Here is a 25318-nt window from a genome sequence, read left to right on the forward strand (position 1 = left end):
CTTTTAATTCTATTGTGTGCAAACGATAAACGATATTTGTAGAATACAATAATTGTATGTATCATTGTTGTATTAAAAACAGCCATGAAGCGTATTTCGACTATTCTTCTTTCGCTTGTATTTGCAAGTGCTTTTTCACAGAAATCAACAAGGATTTTTACTTCAGATATTGATAATTTTTGGATGGCTTATGACAGCATTCAAAAAACAAATGATTATTCCGGAAAGCTTGATCTTATCAAACGACTCTATACTGATAAAGCAACAAAAGGCTTAAAAGCTTTTATGGATGCCAGAGATTATAACGATAGTGTATATGTAAAAGTTATTGAGAAGTATCCTAAATTCTGGAATTCAGTAAGGCCGAATACCTTAATAATAAAAACCAAGACCAAAGAGTTGGAAGCTGGTGTTGTCAGGCTGAAGCAATTGTATCCTGAACTTAAAGATGCCGAAATGTATTTTACAATTGGGGCACTTAACTCTGGCGGAACTGTGAGCGGAAATATGGTATTGGTAGGTGCAGAACTTGCCAGCGGAACAGAAGCAACAGAGGTCTCAGAATTTAAAGATGAATGGCTGAAGGGTGTTTTTGCCAATCAGTCTCCGGATAATATCGTTTCCCTGAATATTCATGAATATATCCATACCCAGCAGAGCGGAAATCAAAACAGGGTTTTAAACCAGGCCATAAAGGAAGGCTCATGTGATCTGATTGCCGAACTGGTGATGAATGAACCTTTGAAAAGGAAATATATTTCATACGGAATGGCTTACGAAGCTGAAATTAAAGCTCAGTTTAAAAAAGAAATGTTTAGCGGTAATCTTCCCAACTGGTTTTATAATGGAAGACAAAAAGGAGAGGGAGCTGATTTAGGGTATTATGTGGGGTATGAAATCAGTAAAATGTACTACCAGAATGCAAAAGATAAAAAGCAGGCCATCAAAGATATTATTGAGCTGAATTATGATGATAATAAAGCTGTTGAAGATTTCCTGGGCAAATCAAAGTTTTTCAAGGAAAAAACCGCTGATCTTTTGAAAGAATATCGTAAGAAGCAGCCATATGTTGTAAAAATAGATCCTGAAAATGGCTCTGCGAGCGTAAGTGCCGATACAAAAGAACTCAGAATTACTTTTTCACAGGAAATGGTTCCCGGATATTATTCTTTCAATCTTTCTGATAAAGGAAAAGAATATATGCCGATGACCAAAGTGAAAGGAATGGAAAATAATGATAAAACGTTGGTCTTGGAAGTAGATGTAAAGCCGGGCAAAGAGTATGAATTTATACTTACCAATAAAAGTTTCAGGTCTAAAGAAGGATACCCTCTGAAAGATGAAAACCTGGTTATAAAATTTAAAACGAGGGAAAAATAGTTTGATTACAAATGAGTGATAACCAGCTTTTATATACAGTTCCAATAGTTTGCTTTCTGCTTATTGTTGTTCCTTTCAGTATTACAGGAAGTTTGGGGTAAATATATTCCTGTTCTGTTTATGGGGCTCGGTTTTATATTATCATTTGTTGTTTGGCAGAGTTCGAAAAAAGCTGCAAAAGTAAAAGCTGAGTTTGCTTTTCGTAATTCCATTCATTAGAAAATCATTATATTCGGCTTCGTAAAAATAATGATATGCAAGTATATGAAGGGATTTCTGTGGGGTTGTATCTGTTATTAATGATAGGTATAGGCATATATTCTTATAGAAAATCAACAAGTAATTCAGAAGAGTTTTTAATTGGCGGCCGGAAAATGGGAGCTGCCGTAACAGCATTATCCGCGGGAGCAGCCGATATGAGCGGATGGCTTTTGATGGGGGTTCCGGGAGCAATGTATCTGTCCGGAATTTCAAGTTCGTGGATTGCGATAGGGCTAACCATTGGTGCTTATCTCAATTATATTATTGTAGCCCCAAGACTCAGAATTTATACAGAGGTGGCACAGAATGCCATTACGTTACCTGTATTTTTTGAAAACAGGTTTAAAAATAAAAATCAGCTCCTGAAAATTACATCGTCTATTTTCATTCTGGTATTTTTTACCCTGTACACTTCTGCAGGAATGGTATCGGGAGGAAAATTATTCGAATCTGCTTTCGGAATGGATTATACTGCTGGCTTACTTCTGACAAGTCTGGTGGTAGTGCTGTATACATTTTTAGGTGGATTTCTGGCTGTAAGTCTTACTGATTTTGTGCAAGGTACCATTATGGTATTAGCATTGGTGATTGTTCCGATTGTAGCGATTTCCCAAATCGGAAATGTGGGAGAGACGTTTTCCCTGATTGAAGCAAAAAATCCAAAATATCTGGATCTGTTCAGAGGAACCACAACCGTAAGTATTGTGTCTTTATTGGCATGGGGATTAGGATATTGCGGTCAGCCTCATATTCTGGTACGTTTTATGGCCATTGACAAACCGAAAGATCTGATCAAAGCGAGACGCATCGGGATTACATGGATGATCTTTACTGTTGCCGGAGCTCTGGCCATAGGATTGGTAGGAATCGCTTATCTGCAAAAGTTCGATATGAATACCATGATGAAGTTTGACGGATCAAAGACGGAAGCAGAAACTATTTTCATTTATTTCTCCCGTATATTATTCCATCCGTTCATTGCAGGATTTTTACTTACAGCTATTCTGGCAGCGGTAATGAGTACGATTTCCTCTCAGTTATTGGTGACTTCAAGTTCATTAACAGAAGATATTTACAAAGCTTTTCTGAATAAAAAAGCAACTCCTAAGCAATTATTAATAGCAAGCAGGCTTTCTGTTTTACTGGTAGCTGTCATTGCGGTACTTTTATCCCTGGATCCAAAGGATAGTATTCTCAATCTGGTGGGAAATGCATGGGCAGGTTTTGGTTCTGCATTCGGGCCCCTGATCCTGCTGTCGCTTTTATGGAAAAAGGCAACATGGCAGGGAGGTTTTGCCGGAATGATGGTAGGAGGAATCACAGTATTAGCCTGGGTTTATCTACAACATCCGCTGAAAGACTGGTATGAAATCATTCCTGGGTTTACGCTTTCCCTGTTGACTAACGTGATTGTTTCATTATCAACATATAAGCCTGATCCTGTCATTGAAAGCGAATTCAATGAAGTTCAAAAGATCATGCAGGAATAATAAAGAATCGTCTGCATTTATAAAATAAAATATACCCTTGCTGAACAGCGAGGGTATATTATTCCCATTTTTCCCAGACTATTATATTTTTATTCGTTTTAAAAAAACTTCCATTTCATGGAAAGCTTTGCTTTTTATTACAACTTAATGTCTGTTTCTTTTAACAAGCAGTACAATCATGGCAAGAACAAGACCGGCAATACTTGACCACATTACATTTTCTATACCATAACGGTCAATCCAAAAACCTCCCAAAAGAGTACCTGCAGTAACCGCAAAATTCCCGCAGGAAGTAAAAATACTGTTGATGAACTCTGAAGAATCTGAAACAGATGAGGTCACATTCACATTACTGATCAGAAATCCTCCGGAATGAATAAGCCCCCAAAAGGTTACAATCAAAATCATCGGTATAAAATAACTTCCGTAATGCCCAATCAGAAGGTGGATTCCGGATAATAAAATCAGGAACACAAAAGTAGTCTGAAACGGAAACCTGCTCATATATTTTCCTGCAATTCTGTTTCCTGCAATTCCTGCGGTTCCAAACAGCAAAAATAGTATACTGATCTGTTTCCCGTTCATTTGGGTGACATTCTTTAAAAAATCTGCCATATAACCATAAGTTGAATACATGGCTGCAATGATGAAGAATGCCAGAAAAAGCCCGTTCCATAGATGTTTATTCCGGAATATTTTAATGGGAAATTTACCTGAAGATGCTCCCGTATTCTGAATGGATGGCAGATAAAACCATACTCCCGCCAGAGCAACTCCATTAATGGAAGCGGTAAGTAAAAAAGAGGACTGGCAGGAAAGCAGGCCAGATATAAATGTTGCCAATGGCACTCCTAAAACCGTTGCTAGTGTAAGCCCAGAAAAAACAATACTAACAGCCCTGGATTTCTCTGCAGGATCTGAGGTTTGCCCGGCGACAGATAAAGCAATGGACCAGTATACCGGATGAAAAAATGCAGGAATCATTCTAACGATGAGAAGGAGATAAAAATTGGTAATAAATGCAGACAGGATATTGGCAGCAACAAAAACCGATAAAGAAAAAATTAATAAGCTTTTCCTTTTGAAAGAAGACAATATAAGAAGCATGAAGGGCCCGAAAACAGCAACGATCAATGCAAATGCACTCAGCAGCCATCCCGCTTTTTCAATGGAAACCCGGAATGCGGAAGCAAGTTCGGGTAATACTCCAATCACTCCGAACTCTGTAGTGGTAATTCCGAAAACACCTAGTGCCAGTACATAAAGATTTCTGTTCATATTCATTATTTTTTTGCAAATTTGCAGAATAGACTATCAGAAAACTATATACTTACCTTTTAGTTCTATACTTACCTTTTTGAAAGTGTTAATCTAAAAAACGTTGTTATGCCTGAATTTTTCCATGATAAAAGACTGTATTATACTCCTATTGAATTTGCATTAAGTCATATCGGCGGAACATGGAAGATGCCGATTTTGTGGAGACTGCAGGAGAAGCCACTCCGTTTTAGCGAGCTTAAAAAGGATATTCCTCATATTACAGATAAAATGCTCACCAGTCAGCTGCGTGAGCTGGAAGCTAAAGAGATGATTCACAGGGAAGTATTTCCCGTAATTCCTCCAAAAGTAGAGTATAGTCTTACAAAGAAAGGAGAGAAAGCCATTCCGGTTATTGAAACTATCATGAAATTTGGTTACGATCTGATTAAGGATGAGGGAATTGTCTTCCCGCCTAAAGAATGATAACACTTCATTTTCTGTTGCATAAAGCTTTTTTCATACCTTCACCATAAAATTGATCCAACAGTATGAAGCTGAAATTAGGGATATTAGATCAGTCACCCGCCACCATGGGCGGCAGTGCGGCATCTGCATTGAAAAACAGTCTTAATCTTGCTGTAATGGCTGAAGAAACAGGGTTTCACAGCATCATGTATTCCGAACATCATGGAGTAGAAGCTTATGGAAGTTCCAGTCCCGAGCTTTTAGCTGCAATTGCTCTCAGTAAAACAAACCGGATCAAAATAGGAACTGCCGGAATCATGATGAGAAACTATTCTGCCTATAAGATTGCAGAATGGACCAAAATGCTGTCGCCCCTTTATCCTGAACGCTTTATTCTCGGCCTGGGAAAAGCTCCCGGAGGATTAAAAGATGCTGTCATGGCACTGAACAATCATAAACCGGTAGTGTTATCCAATATGGAAACAAAGCTGGAAGAGATCATTCAATTCATAAAGGACGAAGAAGGAGTCTATGAAGGCCTTATTGCACAGCCGACTCATGTACAGCATATTCCGGAAATTATGTGGCTGGGCTCAGGAATGACCTCCGCCCGGGAAGCTGCAAAGCATGGAGTTGGATATTCATTCGCTGCTTTTATGAATAGTGAGAACGGAAAGGAAAATACAGATACATATCTCAGAGAATTTGACGGAACACAATATTTTTCCCAGCCTTCTCTGCAGGTTGCCGTATCGGTATCAGTAGCAGATACGATAGAAGTTGCCAGACGGAATGCTTACGGAATGGCCTATCAGTTTTTACAATCCCGGAAATTAGAAAGTCCGGATGCGGTTCTTTCTCCGGAAGTGGTGGAACAGAAGATTCTGGGAACAAAGGATGAAGAAGAATTCTATACTGTTTTAAACAGAATTATTATAGAAACACCGGAATCTGTTAACCAGAGATTAGATGAAATTGCCCAAAAGTACAATACCGATGATCTCCTGATATTGTGTAATATGTACCGGGAAGAAGACCGCATCAACACGTATAAAAGTATCATTAAAAATAACAGATAAACTCCACAGTATGAAATTCTGCTGTATGATGGAGTTTTATACTATAATTCAAACCCATGAAACAGAATATTTCAACATTCTATATCATTACCGGAGGTCCCGGAGCAGGAAAAACAACGTTGCTGGATGAATTAAGCAGCCATGAACTGTTAACTGTACCTGAAGAAGGAAGGAGAATCATTAAAGAACAGATGGATTCCGGTGGTGAAGGGCTTCCATGGCTTAACAAAGAACTTTTTGCAGAACTGATGTTCGAAGAATCTGTAAAAACCTACCTGAGAATAAGTCAGACAGCTTCTGCAAAACCTGTTTTCTTTGACCGTGGAATACTGGATACACTGGGTTATATGAAACTTGAAAATATTCCTGTTCCGGAATCTATGGAGGTTAAAGCAAGAGAAATGATTTATCATAACAATGTTTTCATTCTGCCGCCATGGAAAGAGATTTACGAAAATGACCCTGAAAGAAAACAAACCTTCGAGAAATCTATGCTTACCTTTGAATGCATGAACGAAATTTATCAGGAATATGGTTACAATATCATAGAAGTCCCGAAAATTTCAGTAGAAAACAGAGCCCTTTTTATCCTTGACAGGCTCTTATAAAGTATTTCATCATCTATCAATGATCACTCATCACTCATCACTCATCAATTATCAAGTATGAATCATCTTCCTTTTGAAAAAGAACTGATCGAAATGGCTGACAAAGACCTGTCTGTAAGAGAAAAACTATTGCTGGCTGGAGAATTATCCGCAGGCTATCATCCCGAAATGGAAAAGATCCATAGAGCCAATGCACAACGGCTGCGTGAAATTATTGCAGAAATCGGTTATCCTACCATCTCAAAAGTAGGCGAGGAAGCTAATGATGCAGCATGGCTGATCATCCAGCATGCTATCGGCGAACCCGAATTTATGAAAACAAGCTACGCTATGATGGAAAAGCATTGTAATGATATTAATCCTATCCATAAAGCCTACTTATATGACAGGATTCAGGTTTTTCAGGGTAAACCTCAAAAATATGGTACTCAGCTGACCTCCGACGGAATAATTTATCCCGTAGAGAACAAGGAAAAATTAAATACAGAACGCGAAAAGGTAAATCTGCGGGTCCTTTCCGAATCAGATATTAATAAAATCCCGGAGGTCCAGGACATTCCGGAAATTGATAGCAAAGACGCTGAATATACCGCCTGGAGGAAAAAAACAGGATGGATTTAAGACTCTTTTAATAAAGGTCTCGGATCAAACAGAACTTTTAAAGTACGGATCTTTCCATCCTTGATGTGATACCATCCCGAAGACTCTATTGTTTTTTCTCCCATATCAATATTGTACCAGAAACAAACATCTTCACCGGAAGTAAAAGTCTTAAGAATCTCATACTTAAACTTCATCTGCTTCATATCTTTGATGTAAACAGAGGCTCCTTCTCTCTTTCCCATTACTCCTATAAATGTAAAATCAGGATCAAGACAGCTTTCTGCCTTATCAAAATTTTCTTCGTTTAGATATTGGATAAACAGTTCTGCTGTGTTTTGAGTTGTATTGTCCATAATATTCTGTTTATTGTCTATACAAAATTAACGGATCACCGGAGATTCTGCTTGTGACTATAATCATAAAGAGCTTATCTGTTTTAAAGCAATAATTCTTCCTTTTGCATAGGCAATCTGCTCTTTTTCCTTGTCCTGATCAGGATTGTTTTTGAGGTATGTCTGATAATATGTTGCGGCATTCTTAGGCTGCTTCAGATTGAGGTCATAAAGAAGCCCCAAACGGTAATAAATAATATTGCTGGTACCAAAAGTTAATCCTCTTTTATAAGCTGTCAAAGCATCATTATACTGGTTTTTAGCTTCATAAATGCCTGCAAGTGCAGCATAATAAAGGTTGGTGTGATCTGAAATAGCTTCGTCAATAGTCTTTTGTGCATAGAGGGCAGCATTGTTATAATCTTTCAGTTCACGATAGCTCAGGGCCATAAAATATAATGTACCTTCATTTTGTACTCCCATATCTTCCAGTGTTTTATAAAGCGTGATACATTTCTGATAATCCTTGACATAAAAATAGGCCTGTCCGAGATCATTCATTACATTAACATCAGCATGGTTTTTCAGGAGCTTTTCACCTGTTTCAATCACTTCCGGATATTTGTGGAGTTGGTTGGCAGCCGGAAGTAGAGCCTGCAGTAAAGTAAAGTTCTCAGTATCGGCTGCAATGGCTGTTTTCAATACATCATACGCAGACTGATATTGTTTGAGGCTGCTGTAAGTTGCAGAAAGATCAAAAGCAACATCGGGATCTGCAGAATTAAGGGTATTGGCTTTTTTGAGGTAAGAAAGTCTGGATTCAGGAGTTTCTGCATAAGCCGCAAGCTGTTTATAAGCACTGAAGTTAAGACTGTCCAGCCGGATAATCTGTTGAAGATACGTTTTGGCATTGGAAACATTTCCCCGTCTGGAATTGATACTGGCCAAACTGAATAAGGTGGGCACACTGTCGGGTTGAATAGTGTTGATCTTCAGATAATTTTTTTCTGCTTCCGGTAGTTTTCCGGCCATCATATTACAATAGGCTATTTGCGACAGAGCTTTTATATCCTGTGTATCTCCGGGATATATGCTCTGAAGATAATTAGCTGCATCAGCATAACGTTGTGTTTCGTAATACTCAAGAAGTTTTTCAGTATCAATTTTTGCAGACTGGGCAGTAAGATTTTTAAAGCTTAATAGAATAATACACAAGCAGATTCCTCTTTTCATCATGGTTATTTTTAACTAAAATATAGGTTATTTACCAGGGATCCAAATTTTAGTCTCACTTATCGGGGATTTTTTTATTCTGAATGGTTTATGATGAAACACTAAGTCAGATTTCTTATATTCACTTTATATAAAAATCAGGCATAAGATATGGAAATAAAAACTGTACAGTCATTCATTGATTATTATGAGAAAATAAGAGAGAGAACCAACCGCATTATTGAAGTTGTTCCTCCTGAGCATATTGATTTTTCCTATAAACCGGGAAAATTTACCATTGGAGATCAGATAAGACATATTGCAGCCATCGAAAGGTATATGTACGGGGAAACTATATCAGGAAGGAAAAGTGCTTATCCGGGTTGTGGTAAAGACCTTGCTGACGGCTATGCGGATACCGTTAAGTTTTTTAATGAAATGCACAGGCAGACTCTTGAAATCATCGCAGGACTTTCAGATGAGGATCTTACCAGGAAATGCCTTACTCCTGCCAATCATGAAATTTCTTTGTGGAAATGGCTCCGGGCTATGATAGAACATGAAATCCACCACAGGGCAGAATTATATATCTATCTGAACCTTCTGGATGTAAAAACCCCACAGATCTATGGATTTTCTGCAGAAGAAGTACAGGATATGAGTGTGAAACTATAGTGCTGAAAGGGAATAGCCGAAGAATATTCAATCGGTTGAGGTTAATTTGTATATTAGCCCATTCAAAAAAATAATAATGGCCAGACCTCTTATCATCCCTCTTTTGCTATTCTTAAACAGTACATATGCACAGACTCATCTGGAGCTTAAACCGGGAGACACCCTGAAATATTCACCACAATCTTACAAACCATCATGGATCTCAGTACAGTCGGCTGATGCTAATTTGGGAATTGCTTTGTTCATGGATGGAAAGAAACTGAAAGAACAGGATGATTCCAGAGGAATAAAAAGTGTGGAGCGCCTATATTTTACTCCTGAAAAAGGAAAGAAATATGAAGTAAAGATCTGGGCTAAATCTTATCTTGAAAAAAGTAAAATCGCAAAAGTATCTATTGCCGAATCTAAAAGCGTACCTGTTCTGAACGGCCAGTTCAGTTCCGATCAGTTTGTGGAAGATCTCAGAACATTCCGTCTGATCAGGGAAAAAGCAAATTCCGGACTCTATGTGTACAGAAGCAAAAAGCAGATAGACAGCATCTACCAGCAGGCGGAAGCAGAAGCCAGAAACAGCAAAAATATTTTTGATTTCTATAAAATCATTGCCAGAATTACCGGATTTGAAGGAAGCTGCCATAATTATACGGATTTACCTAATCACGCCTCCTATTATCTCACCCAGAAACCTGAATATCTGCCCATCACTCTGAAGAATATTGACGGACGCCTGCTTCAGGATTCAAAAGAGGCAGCAATACCTCTTGGTGCCGAAATTCTTTCCATCAACGGAGTTCCTGCAAAAGAAATGATCAGCCGTTTTTCGCAATACTATTTTTCTGACGGCTATTCTATGCCTTACAAGGAAACAACAGGTTTTGAAAGAGGAATGCTGGATAAATTTTATATGGAATTCGGAAACCATAAAAATTATGTGATCCGATATAAATGGAATGGTGCCGTAAAAGAAGTTTCTCTGGAAGGAATACCATTGGAAACTTTCAAAAAACTTCAGGAATCAAGATATTCGCTTGCCTTTGACAAAAAAATGCTGTCTGAAAAATATAGCTTCAGCAAAGAAGGAGAAGGAATTTACAGATTATCTTTGAGAGGATTCGATTTTGCCACCGGAAAAGAAGATCCGGCCTATAAAAAATTCAGTGTTTTTCTTGATCAGATGATGGATACTCTGGAAAAGGAAAAAATACAGAATCTGATCATTGATCTCAGAGGAAATACAGGAGGCACAGGAGCTCTTTATGAAAAAGTATTCTCTTATCTTACACAAAGACCTTTCCGTGACAGTCACTATGCTTACACCCAATTCAATGAAGTCCCTTTGGAGGAAAAACTCATTATAACTCCTCTTTTCCTTTCTAACGGCGTACAGGATAAACATGGCCTTAATGCCTATCTGAAACAGCTTTATCCTAAAAGTGTTCAGGGAAAATATTACTGGGCAGATGATAAGAATCCATCCGTTTTGCCTAATGAAAGAACTTTTAAAGGACAGCTTTATCTGCTTGTTGATCAAAGGGTAGCTTCTGCAGCTTCACACCTTGCTTCCCTTATTAAATCCTATACCAATGCTGTTGTGATTGGAAAAGAAACGGTAGGAGGCTATTATGAACATAATGGCCATCTTCCATTGGTGTATGAACTTCCTAATACCGGAATCCAGACAGGATTTTCTATTGTACACGTCATTCAGGATGCTCAAAATCTTCCTGATCAGAAAAGAGGACAGGGGATTATTCCTCACGTGACAATACAGCAGACCGATCAGGAATTTCTTGATCAGACCGATGTTTATCTGAAAAAAGTAGCAGAACTTAGAAAACAATAAAAAATTTTTCACACCTATAAAGCCAGCTGTAAATTTATTTTTTGCAGCTGGTTTTTTATTATAACATTTTAGATTATTTCTATTTTAAGTGATAAATTTATACTTTTCATTTATTAAAAAATGTTAAATATTTATTTGATATTGAGGTATTTATTTCTTTTTTTTAATCATTTATTTTGGAATTATTGATGAAAAGTCGTAGAACTACGACAAAATTTCAGATTATCCATTGAAAATTTCCTGAATAGCAATTACCGCTTTATCTTTGTAATACCACCAATCAAATGACAAAAAATTAATAATGATTACAATCTGCATATTACAACAATAAAATCAGGCGAAATCCTGAATTTCAACAGGGATACAAAGTAAACTTATAGTTGTGCTTTTCCTTTTAACACCCTGTTACGACCTCAATATCCGGATTCCTCTTTACAGATGAAGCACGGATAGTGAAATGATCTGAAGTTTATGGTCCGGATCACTTTCAGCATAAAAAAATCTGACACCCAATCAATCAAATATTACCATTATGTTTCAGGACGATCATTCACCCAAATTGCCTGTTTCCAAAGATAAAATTTCAGCTGTAAAGAATGTTAAACAAACATTGACGGATGAGGCAGTTCATAAAGCTGCTCAGGAAGCACAGGAAAAATCGAGTGGAACCATTAAAAAAGCTTCAGAAAAAATGGCTCAGGCCCAGGCCTATACAGGGATGGCTCAAAACGGGTCCCAAATGTTTATGAACCAGGTTAAACAATCCAACCCTCCCACACTGGTAGAAGATAAAGTGTGGGCTAAGCAGCCAACTTCAGGAATTTATAATGCCAGTACGATACCCGGAAATCAGGTAGCCGGAATTAACCGTGTGGTAAAACTTGAAATCGTAATTGACGGAAAGGTCATTAAACATTTCAAGCATTTTCAGTTAAAACAAAGTGCTGTAAAACATCATGAATTTGATCTGATGCTGGCTCACGATAGTTTGGGAAATTCCGAAAACCACAATCTGGAAGAAGCTCAGAACTTTCTGGGAAAAAGAATTACGGTTATTTTCAGATATAAAGATGTTGAAGACGGTCCGGAAAGAAATTTCGTTGGGGTCATCACAGAAGTAGGTTTCAGCCAGGAAAAAGGAAGCCTGGGAAATATCGTTCTTACAGGATCCAGCCCTACGGTTCTTTTAGATGCAGCACCCCATATTCAAAGTTTTGGCGGAGCCCAGGAAATCAGTCTGAACAGTATCGCAGACCAGGTGATCAAAGAAGGTCTGGGACAAAATACGTTCGATTTCAGAGTAGACGCAGCCCATGGAAATGTTTCTTACAGCTCACAATATGAAGAAACTCATTATAACTATCTCGCCCGGATTGCGGAAGCCTACGGTGAACAGTTTTATTACGATGGTGAAGTACTGCATTTCGGGAAACTTCCACCTCAGGAAAAACCTGTAAAGCTAACCTATGGCAGCAGTGTGAGTGATGTCAAGATAAAAATGAAGGCACAGCACGTGAATCCGTCATTTTACGGTTACAACAGCAGTAAAAATGAAAAATTAACGGCAGGAAGCTCAAAGATTAATCATACTTCAGATATTGCGAAGAGAGCCTACGAAATTTCAGAAAAAACATTCACCACTCCATCGCTGAGGGTAGCGCCTATAAAAGCGGTGTCTTTCATGGATGTGGAAACTTCGCAGAAAGGAACTGCCGGAAGTAAAGCCGCTGAAGTCTTCGTGATTTCAGGAGTTACAACAGTGCCATTCCTTTATCCGGGCTGTATCGCTGATATTGAAATGAGAAAAGCCGAAAGCAGCGAAACAACCTATTTTACCAAATTAATGATTACAGATATGTATCATGAGGTAGATGCCAGAGGATATTATACCGGAACTTTTGAGGCTATAGCTTCTGATACCGGATTCATTCCCCGCCCGGAGTTTCATACTCCAAAAGCAGATGCCCAGTTTGCCAAAGTGATTTCCAATGCAGATCCTTTAAACCAGGGAAGAGTGAAAGTACAGTTTGACTGGCAGAATGGCTCTACTACAACAGAATATATCAGAGTGATGACTCCCGATGGAGGAGGAAGTGAGAAAGTGAGTAAAAATCGTGGATTTATGGCGATTCCGGAGGAAGGAGATCAGGTAGTGGTCAATTTTGCACACCAGCATCCTGATCGTCCGTTTGTGATGGGAGGAATGTTCCATGGCGGAGTTGGCGGTGGCGGCGGTGCCGGAAATAATATTAAAAGCTTAAGCAGTAAAAGCGGACATACCATGAGTCTGGATGATGCCGGTGGAATTACCGTAAAAGATAAAGATCAAAATTCTGTTTTTCTGGATGGAGCGGGAAATATAAGCATAGACAGCAAAATTTCCATTACGCTGAATTGCGGAAGCAGCTCGATTTATATGGATAAAGAGGGAAATATTCAGATTAAAGGAAAAGAAATATTTATACAGGGAGTTAATATTGGTGTTGGCGGCACAACGAGTATCGGAGTTGGAGTAGGGCCTGAAGACGGTGAACCTACTTCAGGTGTCGGAATCAAATCCGATACCCTGGATATCGGAACCAATACGCTTTCCATGAGAGGTGATACTGAAGCCAATCTCAGCAGTGGAGGAAAAATCAATGTCGGTGGAGGAAGCGAGACGAATATTGTAAGTGGAACTGTAAAACTGAATTAATGAATCCTGTAGATCTGGAGTTGATTAAATTAAAAAGACAATGGCAGAAAGTGGTTTCAAAGAATGAAGAAAAGCCTATGCTGATCTGTTTGGGAGAAAAACATGAAACCGATCTTTTTGATGGATTTATCAAATCGAAACTTTCTGAAGATGAAGAAGGAGATGATGTTTTTTTACTCCATTACCAGGAATTTAACGGAATGAACTCCTTCGGACAAACCTTATTGGATGAATGGACTGAGTTCTATGAAATGCTGAAGAAAAGCGAGGCAGATATTCCCCATTGGAATCTGGAAAAGCCGGATGAAAGTTTTAAAACAGATGCTTACAAAGCTTTTTACCCTTTGCTGGAACTAAAGAAAAACTTCCCGAATATTAAGGATTCTAAAATCTATATCTACATTGCTCCGCTCAGGATTAATGATACCGAAGAACTTTCTTTATGGGTGAAAGAATGGTGCAGGATCTGTGAAGCAACGGGAAATAAAGATATAAAACTGGTTTGGGCGGAACATCACCATTACAGGACTTTGGCCGGTATCTCTTCAGCCCACAGCTTCAGAATAGAAGTAGACATTCATCAGTTAATGCAGAATACTGCCGCTCATACCAACCGTAAGAAGAACAGCCCGGATACAGACTTCCAGCAGCAGATTCTTATAGCGAGTAATCATTTAAGCAAAGAAAGATTCAAAGAAGCAGAGCACGCATTGAAAAAGGCGGTGAAGCTTGCCGGAGAACAAAAAAATAAACAGGGTGAAATTTCTGCCTATTTTATGCTTACCCAGGCATATATAGCGGACAGGAAGAAGGATAGGGCAGAAGATACCTATCGGACAATATTTGAAAAAGTAGAACCTGATACTCCTCTGGAAGTTCAGATGTATATGAATTATGGCAGCCATTTGTTAGGCAACTCCAAAAAGTCCAGGGCAGAAAAAGCATTTGAAAAAGCCGCAGAGACGGCTCATAAAATAGGAGAATATGCAATGGCGATTGAGTGTTACAGGATCATCGCTACATTGAATGATACGGTGCTGACAAAAGATAAAATGATCCGGTATTTTGAAAAATGTCTGGATATAGCAAAATTGATGGATCCTTCAGCAAGAGAACAGAGCAGCCTGAGGTTTGTCGCCTCAATGCTTATTCTTAAATATGAAGGCGATACCGATAAAAAAACAAAACTGGACAGTGAAATGAAGACTTATTTTGGTGATGACTGGAAGGTGAGCGTGGAAAAACCAAAAGCAGGGTAATCTCAAATTAAAAGAATCATGGCAGATCTGAATAAAAAAACAGTAAAACCCATTAAAGTAGCAAAACCGGACATGAACCCAGACCGCTCATGGAAGGTAAATACAGATGTTACTTCGGTAAGCTGGGATAAAACCAAACAGGGATGGAAGAACGGAATGAAAAATAATTTTGATTCCCTGAATCCTGTTTCTATGGCTAAATCTATAGTGGGAGGAGATGCCGGACAGCCGGAAAAAAGCAGTGGAGGCGGAGGTGGCGACAGTGCTGTGACAGTAGAAAAGGCCGCTCCGGAAAGCAAAGTGAAACTGATTAAGGTTAATAATCCTGCAATGCCTTCCACAGCCATTCAGCATACAAGTAAACATTTTGATATTGTATTGGCCATTGATATCCACTGGACTCTCATTCCGCCGCCTCCTTCATTCATGTTTATTCCATTGCCGCTGCCTCATCCGTTTATCGGGATTGTTTTTGATATTATGGATTATATTACCATTAAAATTCCGATTCCGCAATTTGCCAGAAACCTGATGCCTTCTCTTCCGGAAAATATTCCGCTTGGAGGCTCTATATATGTTCATGGAAGGCACAAAGCAACCACCACAACCAGTGTGATGGGAGTGGTCATTCCGTTCAGACATGTCACATCGCTTATTCCGGTGTATATCATTCCTTTTCCTCAGGAAGCTCCACACGAAGGAGAAGTGTATTACGGTTCGCAGACCGTTCTGGCGCAGGGAAGTAAAATGAGCGGTAACCAGCCTCAGCAGGTATTAACCTGTATGGGATTTCCTTTCGGAATGACAATGCTGCCCGCAATGCCTGATAAGCCAAAGAAAAATCCACTGGCCTATTTTGCTTTCTATAATAACTTTTCAAGCATGTATATTCAGATCAATACGGGTGGACCGGTTTTGGTAGGAGGCGCTTTTGTACCCCATGTTTATACACCCGGAGAAATGCTGATGCGTCTTGCCGGAATGTTTTTAATGAGAAGTTTAACCAAGAAATTAGGAAAACTTGGTGCTAACGGTTTAAAAAAACTAAACAACAGTGTTCTTAAAAAGGCACCTTTCAATAAATTCAAATTAGCCAATGCATTATCCAAAAAATTATGTCATTACGGCCTTGAACCTGTAAATTTTGCAACCGGTGCCATGGTTTTTGAATGGGATGATTTTATAATTCAGGGCAGCACCCCTTTAAGCTGGAAAAATATCTGGCATAGCGACCGGCCTTATGATTTCGGACCTCTTGGAAATGGTGTTTTCAATAATCATGATCTGTTTATTCTTCCTGATGAAGATAATAAGTTTGCAGGCTGGATGCATCCGGAAGAAAATATGGCAATGCTGATTCCTGCACCGGAGATTGGAGAAGAAATGACTTATTTCAGAGATCAGAAAATATGGCAATACAGACCCAATAGCAGTATCTGGATTGTTCGTAAAGGAACTGATGTCTATACATATAAACGTTTTCATCATATTTTGGAAGGAGTTATTTATAAGGTAACCCGTATTGAATATGGTGACGGAACAATCAGGGAATATGAGTATGAAGCCCGGAACATTGTACTGAAAAGTATAAAAGATGTAAAAACTGGCTGCAGTATAGAAACTGTAATTCACCCGATATATAAAAAAGTAACAGAGGTTTACTATTGTTATAAAAACCAGAGAGATCTGCAGGTTAGGTACGACTATGATGAACGTGGCAACCTTACCCATGTCTGGGATATTCATAAAAAAGCCATCGTGTTTGACTATGATGGAGAAAACCATGTGGTGAGAAGAACTAACCGGAACGGGATGAGTTATCAGTGGGAATATGATAAAAACGGAAGAGTAGTTCATACCAAAGGTACGGATGGGTATATGGAAGGAAGACTTCATTACCATGATGAGGAAGGTTACACGGAAGTTATCTATCCAAAGCAAAACAATAAAACCGAGGAATATCATTATGATGAAAACTTTCTGGTTTACAAAAAAATAGATGGAGAAGGAGGGGAAACCTGGTATGATTACACAGCCCACAACGAACTGAAGATGATGGGAACCCCGGAAGGACGCGTTCACGGATATACTTATGATGAGATGGGAAATATCAAAATTTACCATACTCCAGATGGAGAAGAATATCATTACCATTACAATGAGTACGGACAGGTTACGGCTCGCTTTTCCCCTTCAGGAGCTTCAGAAATATGGCATTATGATCAGGATGGAAAGTTGTTAAGTTACACTGATCCTATGGAAGAAACTATCAGCTATGAATATACTGACGGAGGGAAAGTACCTGAAAGAAGTTTTAAAAGAGATATTATTACCCATTATGGGTATAATGACAGAGGCCAGCTTATCCAGCTGACGAATAATGCCGGAGCAGAGCAGTACTGGAAGTATGATGCTTATGGCAGACTTCTGATTTATAGTCCAAAACCTTTGAACAAAACTCTTTGGAATAGAGATAAAATAGGCAGGGTTATAGAAATGAATGAACAGGGACAATTGCCGTTAAAAGTCAGTTATGATGCCTACGACCTTCCTGTATATGCTACAGACGGGTATGCAGAATGGTTGATGAGTTATACGCCGATGGGAAGCCTGAAACGTCAGGTAAGACGGAATGCACATACCCATAAAAAAGAAGAAACGTTAGTCTTCGGATATGATGCGTATGAAAATTTAATGAGCATTACCAATGAAAAAGGAGAAAGCTATTCTTTTGAAAGAAATAATAACAATGACATCATTGGCGAAACAGGCTTTGACGGTCAGAAGAAATTCTTTATAAGGGATAAAGACGGCCTGGTGAGCCAAAGCCGGACACCTCTTGGAAAAAATGTATTTTATGAATATAATCTGGCTGGCCGATTGACCCAGGCGCATTATGCGGATGGAACCTGGGAAGCTTATCAGTATGATACTTCAGGATTATTGATAAGGGCAGATAATGAAAGCAGCAGCGTTCTCTTCAGGAGAAATAAACTGGGATTGGTTACCAGCGAGCAGCAAGGTGAGCATTCTATTCATTATGAATACGATAATCACGGTAATCTGATCAGCTTACAAAGCAGTTTGGGTGCAGAAATCGATTATTCTTATAATGATTTTGATCAGCTTATAACAGTAGCAGCTGCCAGTCAAAATTCGGATTTACCCTGGAAAATGAATCTTGAGATCAGCCGTAACGGACAGATGTATTCCCGTGAAATGACTGGTGGGGTAGAAAGTACCTTTGAATTTGATCACATCGGAATGCCTGTAAGTCAGAAAGTAGTGGTGAATAAAACCAATACCAAGGTCCATAAAGATTATGACTGGAGTGCAGGAAGCCGTCTGCTACATGTACTAGACAGAGTTACCGGAGGAAGGACAAGATTTGACTATGATGCTTTTGGAAGCCTGATGGCAGCAGAATATTCCAATGGCGAAGTACAGTATAAAAACCCTGATGAAACAGGTTGTTTGTATGAAAGTGTCAGAAGAAATGACCGTATTTATGATAAAGGAGGAAAGCTTATGCGGGATAAAAACTGGTTTTATCATTATGATGAAGAAGGAAATTTACTCTTAAAAAGTAAGCGGCCTATCAATAATATTAAACCTGAACCTACCGGAAAACAGGAGAATATTCATCCTTATTATAAACCCATAGCTTCAGATTGGTTTAGTAATCAAAAAATACTGAAAGAAACCGATTGGCCTGATGTACATAATGGCCTTTCAGAAGAAATCCAGAATACTGAATGGGAATCCGGAGATTGGGCGTACTCGTGGAATGCCAACGGAATGCTGGCAAAAGTAAAACGTCCCAATGGTAAAGAAGTACGTTTTGAATATGATGCACTTGGACGTAGAATTTCAAAAATCATAGAAAATAAAGTAACCCGATTTGTATGGGATGCTAATGTCCTTTTACATGAATGGAGTTATGATATAGAAGAAATTCCTAAAACCCACATCACTGATGCTGGTGAATTGGAAAAAGAAGATGAAGTAACAGAAAATCTCGTAACGTGGGTATACGAAAGAGGCGCATTTTGTCCTTGTGCAAAAATTATAAATGGAGAGCGCTTCAGTATCGTTTCAGATTATATTGGAAGACCCATACAGTCCTATAATGAAAAAGGAGAGCAGATCTGGAAAGCTGAGTTTGATATCTATGGAAACCTGAGAGACTGTACAGGAGATCTGTATTTTATTCCATTCCGTCAACTTGGCCAGTATGCAGACCAGGAAGTGGAAGGGATTTATTATAACAGATGGAGATATTATGATTCTTCTTCTGGAACGTATATTTCAAAAGATCCTATTGGATTACTGGGTAATAATGATACCATGTATGCTTTTGTAAGTGACAGCAATACCTGGGTAGATATTTTTGGTCTGCATAATGATCCTGTTAACTTTTTACAGGAGTTAGTTAAGGATGCTCACAGTACTCTTGGTGATGCCAAAGGATTCAGTGTCACAGCTGTAGGAACTGATGGTAATGGTAATTACTATGTTTCTTCAAGTAAAAAATATGTACCAAGACAGATAAAAGAATGGGCAAAAGAAATGGGAGTTACTGTGATACAAAGTAAAGCAGACAATGTTCACGCTGAAGAAGCTTTAATTAATGCTAAAAAAGGAATTAAGGAAATTGAACCTAGCACGAAAATTTGTATTGATTGTGAGCATCACATGAACAATAATAATGTTAAATTTGAAGAAGCTACAACAGGTAAGTTTAGTAAAAATAGACAGGAAGGAGGGAAATACCACATTCCTGAAGGAAAATATCAACCAAAATATCAATAAACAGACATGAGCGAAAATTCAGTTAAAGAAAAATCATTAAACCTTAGTAAAGAAAATAAAATCAAATTTAATTTGTCCTCACTTATAAGAATTAAAGACTTGTATCAACTTTTTGAAGAAGAAATTAAAGATGATGATTATGATTATGCTCAACGTTTTAAGAATGGGAGTACACAGCTTACTGAGTTTTCAGACTACGTTTTCAGTCATATTTTTATGGGTAATGAGCTGAATTATTCTGATATTGAGAGGTTTAATAATCTAGATCAGTTAGCTCCTGAAGACGACGAATACAGTAGTTATCAGGCCGCAATTGCGGTGAATATTGTCATGATTGCAACCAATATCATAAAAATTGTAAAAGGAGAGGAGTCGAAGATAAAATCAACAATAGATTATACTTTAGATGTAATCAATAACCTGAAATCTGAAGAGTTTTTTAATAATAATCCTGATGGAGATGATGAAGAAAGTGAAGAATATCTTGAACAATTTTATGATAATGAAATAGCTGCAGAAGATAGACTGATAGATAGTATTGACAACATTTCACAAAATGATTTTATAGCATTTAATGAGGAAAATATGATCAATTAATACTGAACCTCCTATTATAATGATATGACGGATCTACCTGTCATAATTAAAAGGGTAGACGAAATTCAATCCATATATGAAAAAAATATTCTCAAAACTTAAAGGTTTTGTGGTGTTTAGTCCACCGCTTTTAGCAAAAATATCTGGAAGAAAATCACCTTTCAGGTAATAATATTTTAAAGTATTTTGTAGAAAATAAACATGAAATGGATATATCTTATAAATGGGAAGGTGGTGAAGTTACATTTAAAGGATATAAATAAATACTATATAGTATATAAAGAAAATTGAATTTGAAGATGAGCCATCCAAATGGGAATTATTGGATCATATTATTCAAGATGAAGAAGAATATGATTTAGCCCGTACTGAAGCATCGAAAATTTTATAAATTGCTGAAATTCAGGGTCGTATAAAAGACAAGATTATGAAAACCCTCATTGGAGTTATCGAAAATACAGAAGATTACGATGTTAAAAACTATGCAACAAGTGCGATGGTAATTTTGTAGAATATTCTCAAATAAGAACTGTCGCAAAAAATCTGGTTTTAAACATAGATGAAGATATTGATATACGTTATAATACTTTTGACGTTATCAAGAAAATTTCTGACATAGATGAAAGAAATGAAATACTAAAGAAGTTACTTAATGATACGGACTTTCAGAAATCTGCTCGGAGAGTTCTTAGTTTTTGAGGCAAGTATTGTAAAGTTTATTAAATCATTAGAATAAAAATAATATGTAATCCAAATCCAATTCAAATATATTATGAAAAAAATATTCTCTGAACTTAAAGGTTTCGTGATATTCAGTCCACAGCTTTTAGCGCAGTATCTGCAGGATCATCAGCTTTCAGGTACTAATATTTTAAAATATTTCGTAGAAAATGAACATGGCGATGAAATAACAAAGTCGGGAATTGCTATTCCGATAATAGGGGTAGAAGAAGATTATTATGCATTCCGTGTTTCTGTGAATGATGAAAAGATTCTGAGTGATGAAGAAGTAGAGGTGGAATCAAAAGGCTGGATATTTCAGACTGCGAATAATGAAGTGAAAATTGTCGGCATTGGATATCTGAAGGATATCGCTGCCATCAGTGAAGAAAACAGTGTTACCCTTTCTCTTGAAAACGGGTGGTACTCCTTAAAAATAAGGGGCGGAAATAAAAATGGTGAAAGATTATTTGAACTGAATATGCAGAAACAGGACATGCATCCTGCTTTTAGTGGAGATATCACCACTGAATATTACTACGGATAGTATTTAAAGCTTAATACTTCCTGTGTAAGGATAAATAGCTGATGGTGAGTTCTTAATGTTTATGTTTGACAAATTTGAGAAAATAAAGTTTTCTGCAAAGTTGCAGAAATACGAATTTTATTGAAAAAATATTTTGTCAGTAATAAAAAACTTTCTATATTTGCACCACTGAAAACAACGGTACTACCGGAGTTTAAGGAGAGTTGGCAGAGTGGTCGATTGCGGCAGTCTTGAAAACTGTTGACTGTAACAGGTCCGGGGGTTCGAATCCCTCACTCTCCGCAAAAATCCTTGAATCATTTGATTCAAGGATTTTTTTATTGCTCATCATCCTAAAGAGCAATTCCTTAGAATCACATCTGATAAATGATTTTTCATATTCTGGACATTTTCCTGAATTCGGTAGGTCTCATATTGGTTAACTGATAAAAATTATTGCTGAAAGCGGCAATATGGGAGTACCCAATTTCATAAGTAATTTCAGTCATATTCAGATCGGTATCTTTAATTAATTCCATAGGCCGGAAAATCTTAAGCATTTTTTAGATCAAGAAAAGAAAATATACCTTATCAGAAAGCACGTGATTCGTTAATGTAAATCTTTCAGATATTTTTAAGTTCAAGATTGGGAAAACGTAACTTTCTTCTAATCCTGCAGAATCCCATTTTTGCAGGGTTTTTTGTTCTCTGATTTCCGAAATTTTCAGGTGTTTCCAGGTACTGTTTTGTGGAGTGTTTTCATGTTTACATTCTTATATCATATTATTGTTTAGGCTGACTGTTTCGTAATTATTTGTAGTTAGAGCATAAAAAATGGTAATCGAAAATGATGATTTGCCTCTTTTTTAATAATGAAAAGTGTGCTTTTTACATTTTTTTTTCGTGTAAAATGAAAAAAAAATTAACTCTTCTTATCATAATATTTATTCGGAAAAAAATAATCTTTTTAAGAGTATTGTAAAATTGCAATTGATTGTGAATTCATATCTTATGAAATAAGTAAGTGTAAAAACAATGATAACCTTATCATATTTTTTATACAATTGATATCATAAAAATTCGATATGTAAATCATTGATAAGCAGTAGATAATAGCGGATTTATTTTTTTTATTCAGATGAATTTTTATATTTGTAATGTTACCAAAATGTTAACAAACTAATGAATCAGAACTTTATTCATACCTATGTCTCTGTAGATTGTGTTGTCTTTGGATTTGACCATGAAAACAGGTTGAATATATTACTAGTACAACGCCATGTTGATGACGTTCCGTTGGAAAAGCAGATCAAACTTCCTGGAAGTCTTATTTTCAGCGATGAGGATGTAGATGATGCAGCACAAAGGGTACTGCATGAACTGACAGGGATTAAAAAAATGGTTCTCAAACAGTTCAAATGCTTTGCCGATCCCATGAGAGCGAGCAATGCCCATGATATCAAATGGATGGATCAGGAATACAAACATCATATAGACAGGATCATTACAGTGGCCTATCTTTCTCTTTGTAAAATAGATCATAAGATCAATAGTACAAAATATGATACCGTAGACTGGTATCCTGTTGATGAGGTTCCGGTACTGCCTTTTGATCATAACAAAATTATCACTGAATCTTTAATGGAGATCAGAAAATGGATTGAATCTGATTTCTCCATTATTTTTGAGCTGCTGCCTAAAAGATTCACCATAAGACAGCTTTATCAGCTGTACAGTGCTTTAAATGAAAAGAATATTGATATTAAGAATTTTCATAAAAAAATATCCTCATTCCCCTATATCGTTCCTTTGGATGAAATTCAAAAAGATGTATCACACCGCGCCGCAAGATATTACCGATTTGATGCTAAAATCTACAAGAAAAACAATACAAAACTTATAAAATAACCCTTTTAAAAAAATTATGTACTTACTAGGCTATGACATTGGCAGTTCTTCTGTGAAAGTGTGTCTCATTGAGGCGTCCAGCGGAAAAGTGATTGCTTCTGAATTTTCTCCTAAAAAAGAGATGAAAATCACTGCTATAAATCCCGGATGGGCAGAGCAAAATCCGGTAGACTGGTGGATCAATCTTAAGTTGGCACACGAAGCTGTCATGCATGAATCCGGAGTACATGCAGAAGATATCAAAGGAATTGGAATTACCTGGCAGATGCATGGGTTGATCCTTGTAGACAAAGATCAGAACCTTTTAAGACCATCCATTATCTGGTGCGACAGCCGTGCTGTACCTTATGGTGAAAAGGCTTTCAAAACCATAGGAGAAGAAAAATGTCTTTCACATCTGTTGAATTCACCGGGAAACTTTACAGCATCAAAGCTTGCCTGGGTAAAAGAAAATGAGCCTGAGATCTTTGAAAAGATAGATAAAATAATGCTTCCCGGAGACTATATTGCCATGAGACTTTCAGGGCAGATAGGAATGACCATTGAAGGATTATCAGAAGGAATATTCTGGGATTTTAAAAACAACTGCATTTCGGAAGATATCATTAACCACTATGGAATTCCTGAAAGTTTCTTCCCGGAAATTGTACCTACATTTGGTATTCAGGCAACAGTTTCAAAGGCAGCATCAGAAGAATTAGGATTAAAAGAAGGTACACCTATTTCCTACAGGGCAGGAGACCAGCCCAACAATGCGCTTTCCCTGAATGTTTTTAACCCGGGAGAAATTGCCTCTACAGCAGGAACTTCGGGAGTGGTGTACGGGGTTTTGGATCAGCTGGAATATGATAAACTATCAAGGGTCAATACATTTGCCCATGTCAATTACACACCGGAACAGATCAGACTGGGGGTTTTGCTGTGTATCAACGGAACCGGTATTTTAAATTCATGGCTGAAGCACAATTTTGCAACTTCGCTTTCTTCCTATGGTGATATGAATGATATGGCTTCACTTTCACCCATCGGATCTAAAGGGTTAAGCATTATTCCTTTTGGAAACGGAGCTGAAAGAGTGCTGGAAAATAAGGATACAAGCTGTTCAATTCACGGAATAAACTTCAATATCCATTCAAAAGGCGATATTCTTCGTGCAGCACAGGAAGGTATTGTATTCTCATATGAATACGGAATGGATATCATGAGAAATATAGGCATGGATATCCAGGTGATCCGTGCAGGAAATGCCAATATGTTTTTAAGTTCAATCTTTCGCCAGTCGCTATCCAGTGTCAGCAATGCGGTTATTGAACTTTATGATACCGATGGAGCGGTAGGAGCAGCAAGAGCTGCAGGAATGGGAATAGGATTTTATTCAGATTCCAGAGAAGCATTCTCTTCACTCGAAAAAATAGCAGTGATAGAGCCCGAACACGAAAAACAGGAACAATATTTAGAAGCCTATGCCAGATGGAAACATCATCTTAACGAAATAATCTAGGACCATTACAACAGCATTTTTCATCCTCTTACTGACTTTTCAGAATCAGTGAGAAGGGAATTTCTACGCAAAAAATTAAAAACAAAAATAAA

At 37.6% G+C, this 25318-nt stretch carries 19 protein-coding genes and 1 tRNA gene; 16 read left to right on the forward strand and 4 right to left on the reverse strand.

Annotated elements, in window-relative coordinates:
• Positions 1 to 84 precede the first annotated feature (84 nt).
• Together DEU40_RS10350 and putP are read left to right on the forward strand one after the other, a co-directional pair.
• Positions 85 to 1380 (forward strand): Ig-like domain-containing protein, encoded by a 1296-nt coding sequence (locus DEU40_RS10350; protein WP_110009752.1) that lies wholly within the window; start codon positions 85 to 87, stop codon positions 1378 to 1380.
• 254 nt (positions 1381 to 1634) lie between these two features.
• A complete protein-coding gene (gene putP, locus DEU40_RS10355) occupies positions 1635 to 3131 on the forward strand; it encodes a sodium/proline symporter PutP (RefSeq protein WP_110009753.1) in 1497 nt (498 codons plus the stop codon).
• 144 nt (positions 3132 to 3275) lie between these two features.
• Here putP and DEU40_RS10360 read toward each other — a convergent pair whose 3' ends face one another.
• Positions 3276 to 4409, reverse strand: coding sequence for an MFS transporter (locus DEU40_RS10360; RefSeq protein WP_228406495.1), 1134 nt, complete (start codon positions 4407 to 4409; stop codon positions 3276 to 3278).
• A gap of 108 nt (positions 4410 to 4517) precedes the next feature.
• Between DEU40_RS10360 and DEU40_RS10365 the strand changes: the two genes are divergently transcribed.
• The 4 genes from DEU40_RS10365 to DEU40_RS10380 all read left to right on the forward strand — a co-directional run bounded on the left by DEU40_RS10365 (position 4518) and on the right by DEU40_RS10380 (position 7164).
• Positions 4518 to 4874 (forward strand): winged helix-turn-helix transcriptional regulator, encoded by a 357-nt coding sequence (locus DEU40_RS10365; RefSeq protein WP_110009755.1) that lies wholly within the window; start codon positions 4518 to 4520, stop codon positions 4872 to 4874.
• Positions 4875 to 4939: 65 nt separating this feature from the next.
• Positions 4940 to 5935, forward strand: coding sequence for an MsnO8 family LLM class oxidoreductase (locus DEU40_RS10370; RefSeq protein WP_110009756.1), 996 nt, complete (start codon positions 4940 to 4942; stop codon positions 5933 to 5935).
• Positions 5936 to 5991: 56 nt separating this feature from the next.
• Positions 5992 to 6543, forward strand: a complete 552-nt coding sequence (locus tag DEU40_RS10375) for an AAA family ATPase (protein WP_110009757.1) — start codon at positions 5992 to 5994, stop codon at positions 6541 to 6543.
• A gap of 57 nt (positions 6544 to 6600) precedes the next feature.
• Positions 6601 to 7164, forward strand: a complete 564-nt coding sequence (locus tag DEU40_RS10380) for a DUF6624 domain-containing protein (RefSeq protein ID WP_110009758.1) — start codon at positions 6601 to 6603, stop codon at positions 7162 to 7164.
• On the opposite strand, the gene DEU40_RS10385 is transcribed toward DEU40_RS10380, so the two are convergent.
• Positions 7161 to 7499: a nuclear transport factor 2 family protein gene (locus DEU40_RS10385; RefSeq protein WP_110009759.1), complete on the reverse strand. Its 339-nt coding sequence runs from the start codon at positions 7497 to 7499 to the stop codon at positions 7161 to 7163. The genes DEU40_RS10380 and DEU40_RS10385 overlap by 4 nt on opposite strands.
• Before the next feature lie 63 nt (positions 7500 to 7562).
• Positions 7563 to 8714 carry a tetratricopeptide repeat protein gene (locus tag DEU40_RS10390; protein ID WP_110009760.1) on the reverse strand — a complete coding sequence of 384 codons (1152 nt, stop codon included), beginning with the start codon at positions 8712 to 8714 and terminating at the stop codon, positions 7563 to 7565.
• A gap of 147 nt (positions 8715 to 8861) precedes the next feature.
• Between DEU40_RS10390 and DEU40_RS10395 the strand changes: the two genes are divergently transcribed.
• The 8 genes from DEU40_RS10395 (at position 8862) to DEU40_RS10430 (ending at position 22120) form a co-directional block, all read left to right on the forward strand.
• Positions 8862 to 9365 (forward strand): DinB family protein, encoded by a 504-nt coding sequence (locus DEU40_RS10395; RefSeq protein ID WP_110009761.1) that lies wholly within the window; start codon positions 8862 to 8864, stop codon positions 9363 to 9365.
• Between the two features lie 76 nt (positions 9366 to 9441).
• Positions 9442 to 11208, forward strand: a complete 1767-nt coding sequence (locus DEU40_RS10400; RefSeq protein WP_110009762.1) for a S41 family peptidase — start codon at positions 9442 to 9444, stop codon at positions 11206 to 11208.
• A 532-nt stretch (positions 11209 to 11740) separates the two neighbouring features.
• Positions 11741 to 13903 (forward strand): type VI secretion system Vgr family protein, encoded by a 2163-nt coding sequence (locus DEU40_RS10405; protein ID WP_110009763.1) that lies wholly within the window; start codon positions 11741 to 11743, stop codon positions 13901 to 13903.
• Entirely contained in the window at positions 13903 to 15162 is a 1260-nt protein-coding gene (locus DEU40_RS10410) for a tetratricopeptide repeat protein (RefSeq protein WP_110009764.1), read from the forward strand. The genes DEU40_RS10405 and DEU40_RS10410 overlap by 1 nt, the downstream gene beginning before the upstream one ends.
• 18 nt (positions 15163 to 15180) lie before the next feature.
• Positions 15181 to 19974, forward strand: a complete 4794-nt coding sequence (locus DEU40_RS10415) for an RHS repeat-associated core domain-containing protein (protein WP_110009765.1) — start codon at positions 15181 to 15183, stop codon at positions 19972 to 19974.
• Positions 19975 to 19980: 6 nt separating this feature from the next.
• Positions 19981 to 20571 carry a hypothetical protein gene (locus tag DEU40_RS10420; RefSeq protein WP_110009766.1) on the forward strand — a complete coding sequence of 197 codons (591 nt, stop codon included), beginning with the start codon at positions 19981 to 19983 and terminating at the stop codon, positions 20569 to 20571.
• Positions 20572 to 21343: 772 nt separating this feature from the next.
• Positions 21344 to 21838 carry a hypothetical protein gene (locus DEU40_RS10425; protein WP_110009767.1) on the forward strand — a complete coding sequence of 165 codons (495 nt, stop codon included), beginning with the start codon at positions 21344 to 21346 and terminating at the stop codon, positions 21836 to 21838.
• A gap of 197 nt (positions 21839 to 22035) precedes the next feature.
• A tRNA-Ser gene (locus tag DEU40_RS10430) sits at positions 22036 to 22120 on the forward strand.
• Between the two features lie 92 nt (positions 22121 to 22212).
• Here the strand turns inward: DEU40_RS10430 and DEU40_RS10435 are convergent.
• Positions 22213 to 22356: a helix-turn-helix domain-containing protein gene (locus DEU40_RS10435; RefSeq protein ID WP_228406496.1), complete on the reverse strand. Its 144-nt coding sequence runs from the start codon at positions 22354 to 22356 to the stop codon at positions 22213 to 22215.
• 643 nt (positions 22357 to 22999) lie between these two features.
• On the opposite strand from DEU40_RS10435, the gene DEU40_RS10440 reads away from it, so the two are divergent.
• Both DEU40_RS10440 and DEU40_RS10445 read left to right on the forward strand, forming a co-directional pair.
• Entirely contained in the window at positions 23000 to 23725 is a 726-nt protein-coding gene (locus DEU40_RS10440) for an NUDIX hydrolase (protein ID WP_110009768.1), read from the forward strand.
• Positions 23726 to 23741: 16 nt separating this feature from the next.
• Entirely contained in the window at positions 23742 to 25226 is a 1485-nt protein-coding gene (locus DEU40_RS10445) for a xylulokinase (RefSeq protein WP_110009769.1), read from the forward strand.
• The last annotated feature ends 92 nt before the right edge of the window (positions 25227 to 25318 follow it).

Origin of the sequence: Chryseobacterium sp. AG844 (genome assembly GCF_003182335.1) — a bacterium.
In the GTDB taxonomy this organism is placed as follows: domain Bacteria; phylum Bacteroidota; class Bacteroidia; order Flavobacteriales; family Weeksellaceae; genus Chryseobacterium; species Chryseobacterium cupriresistens.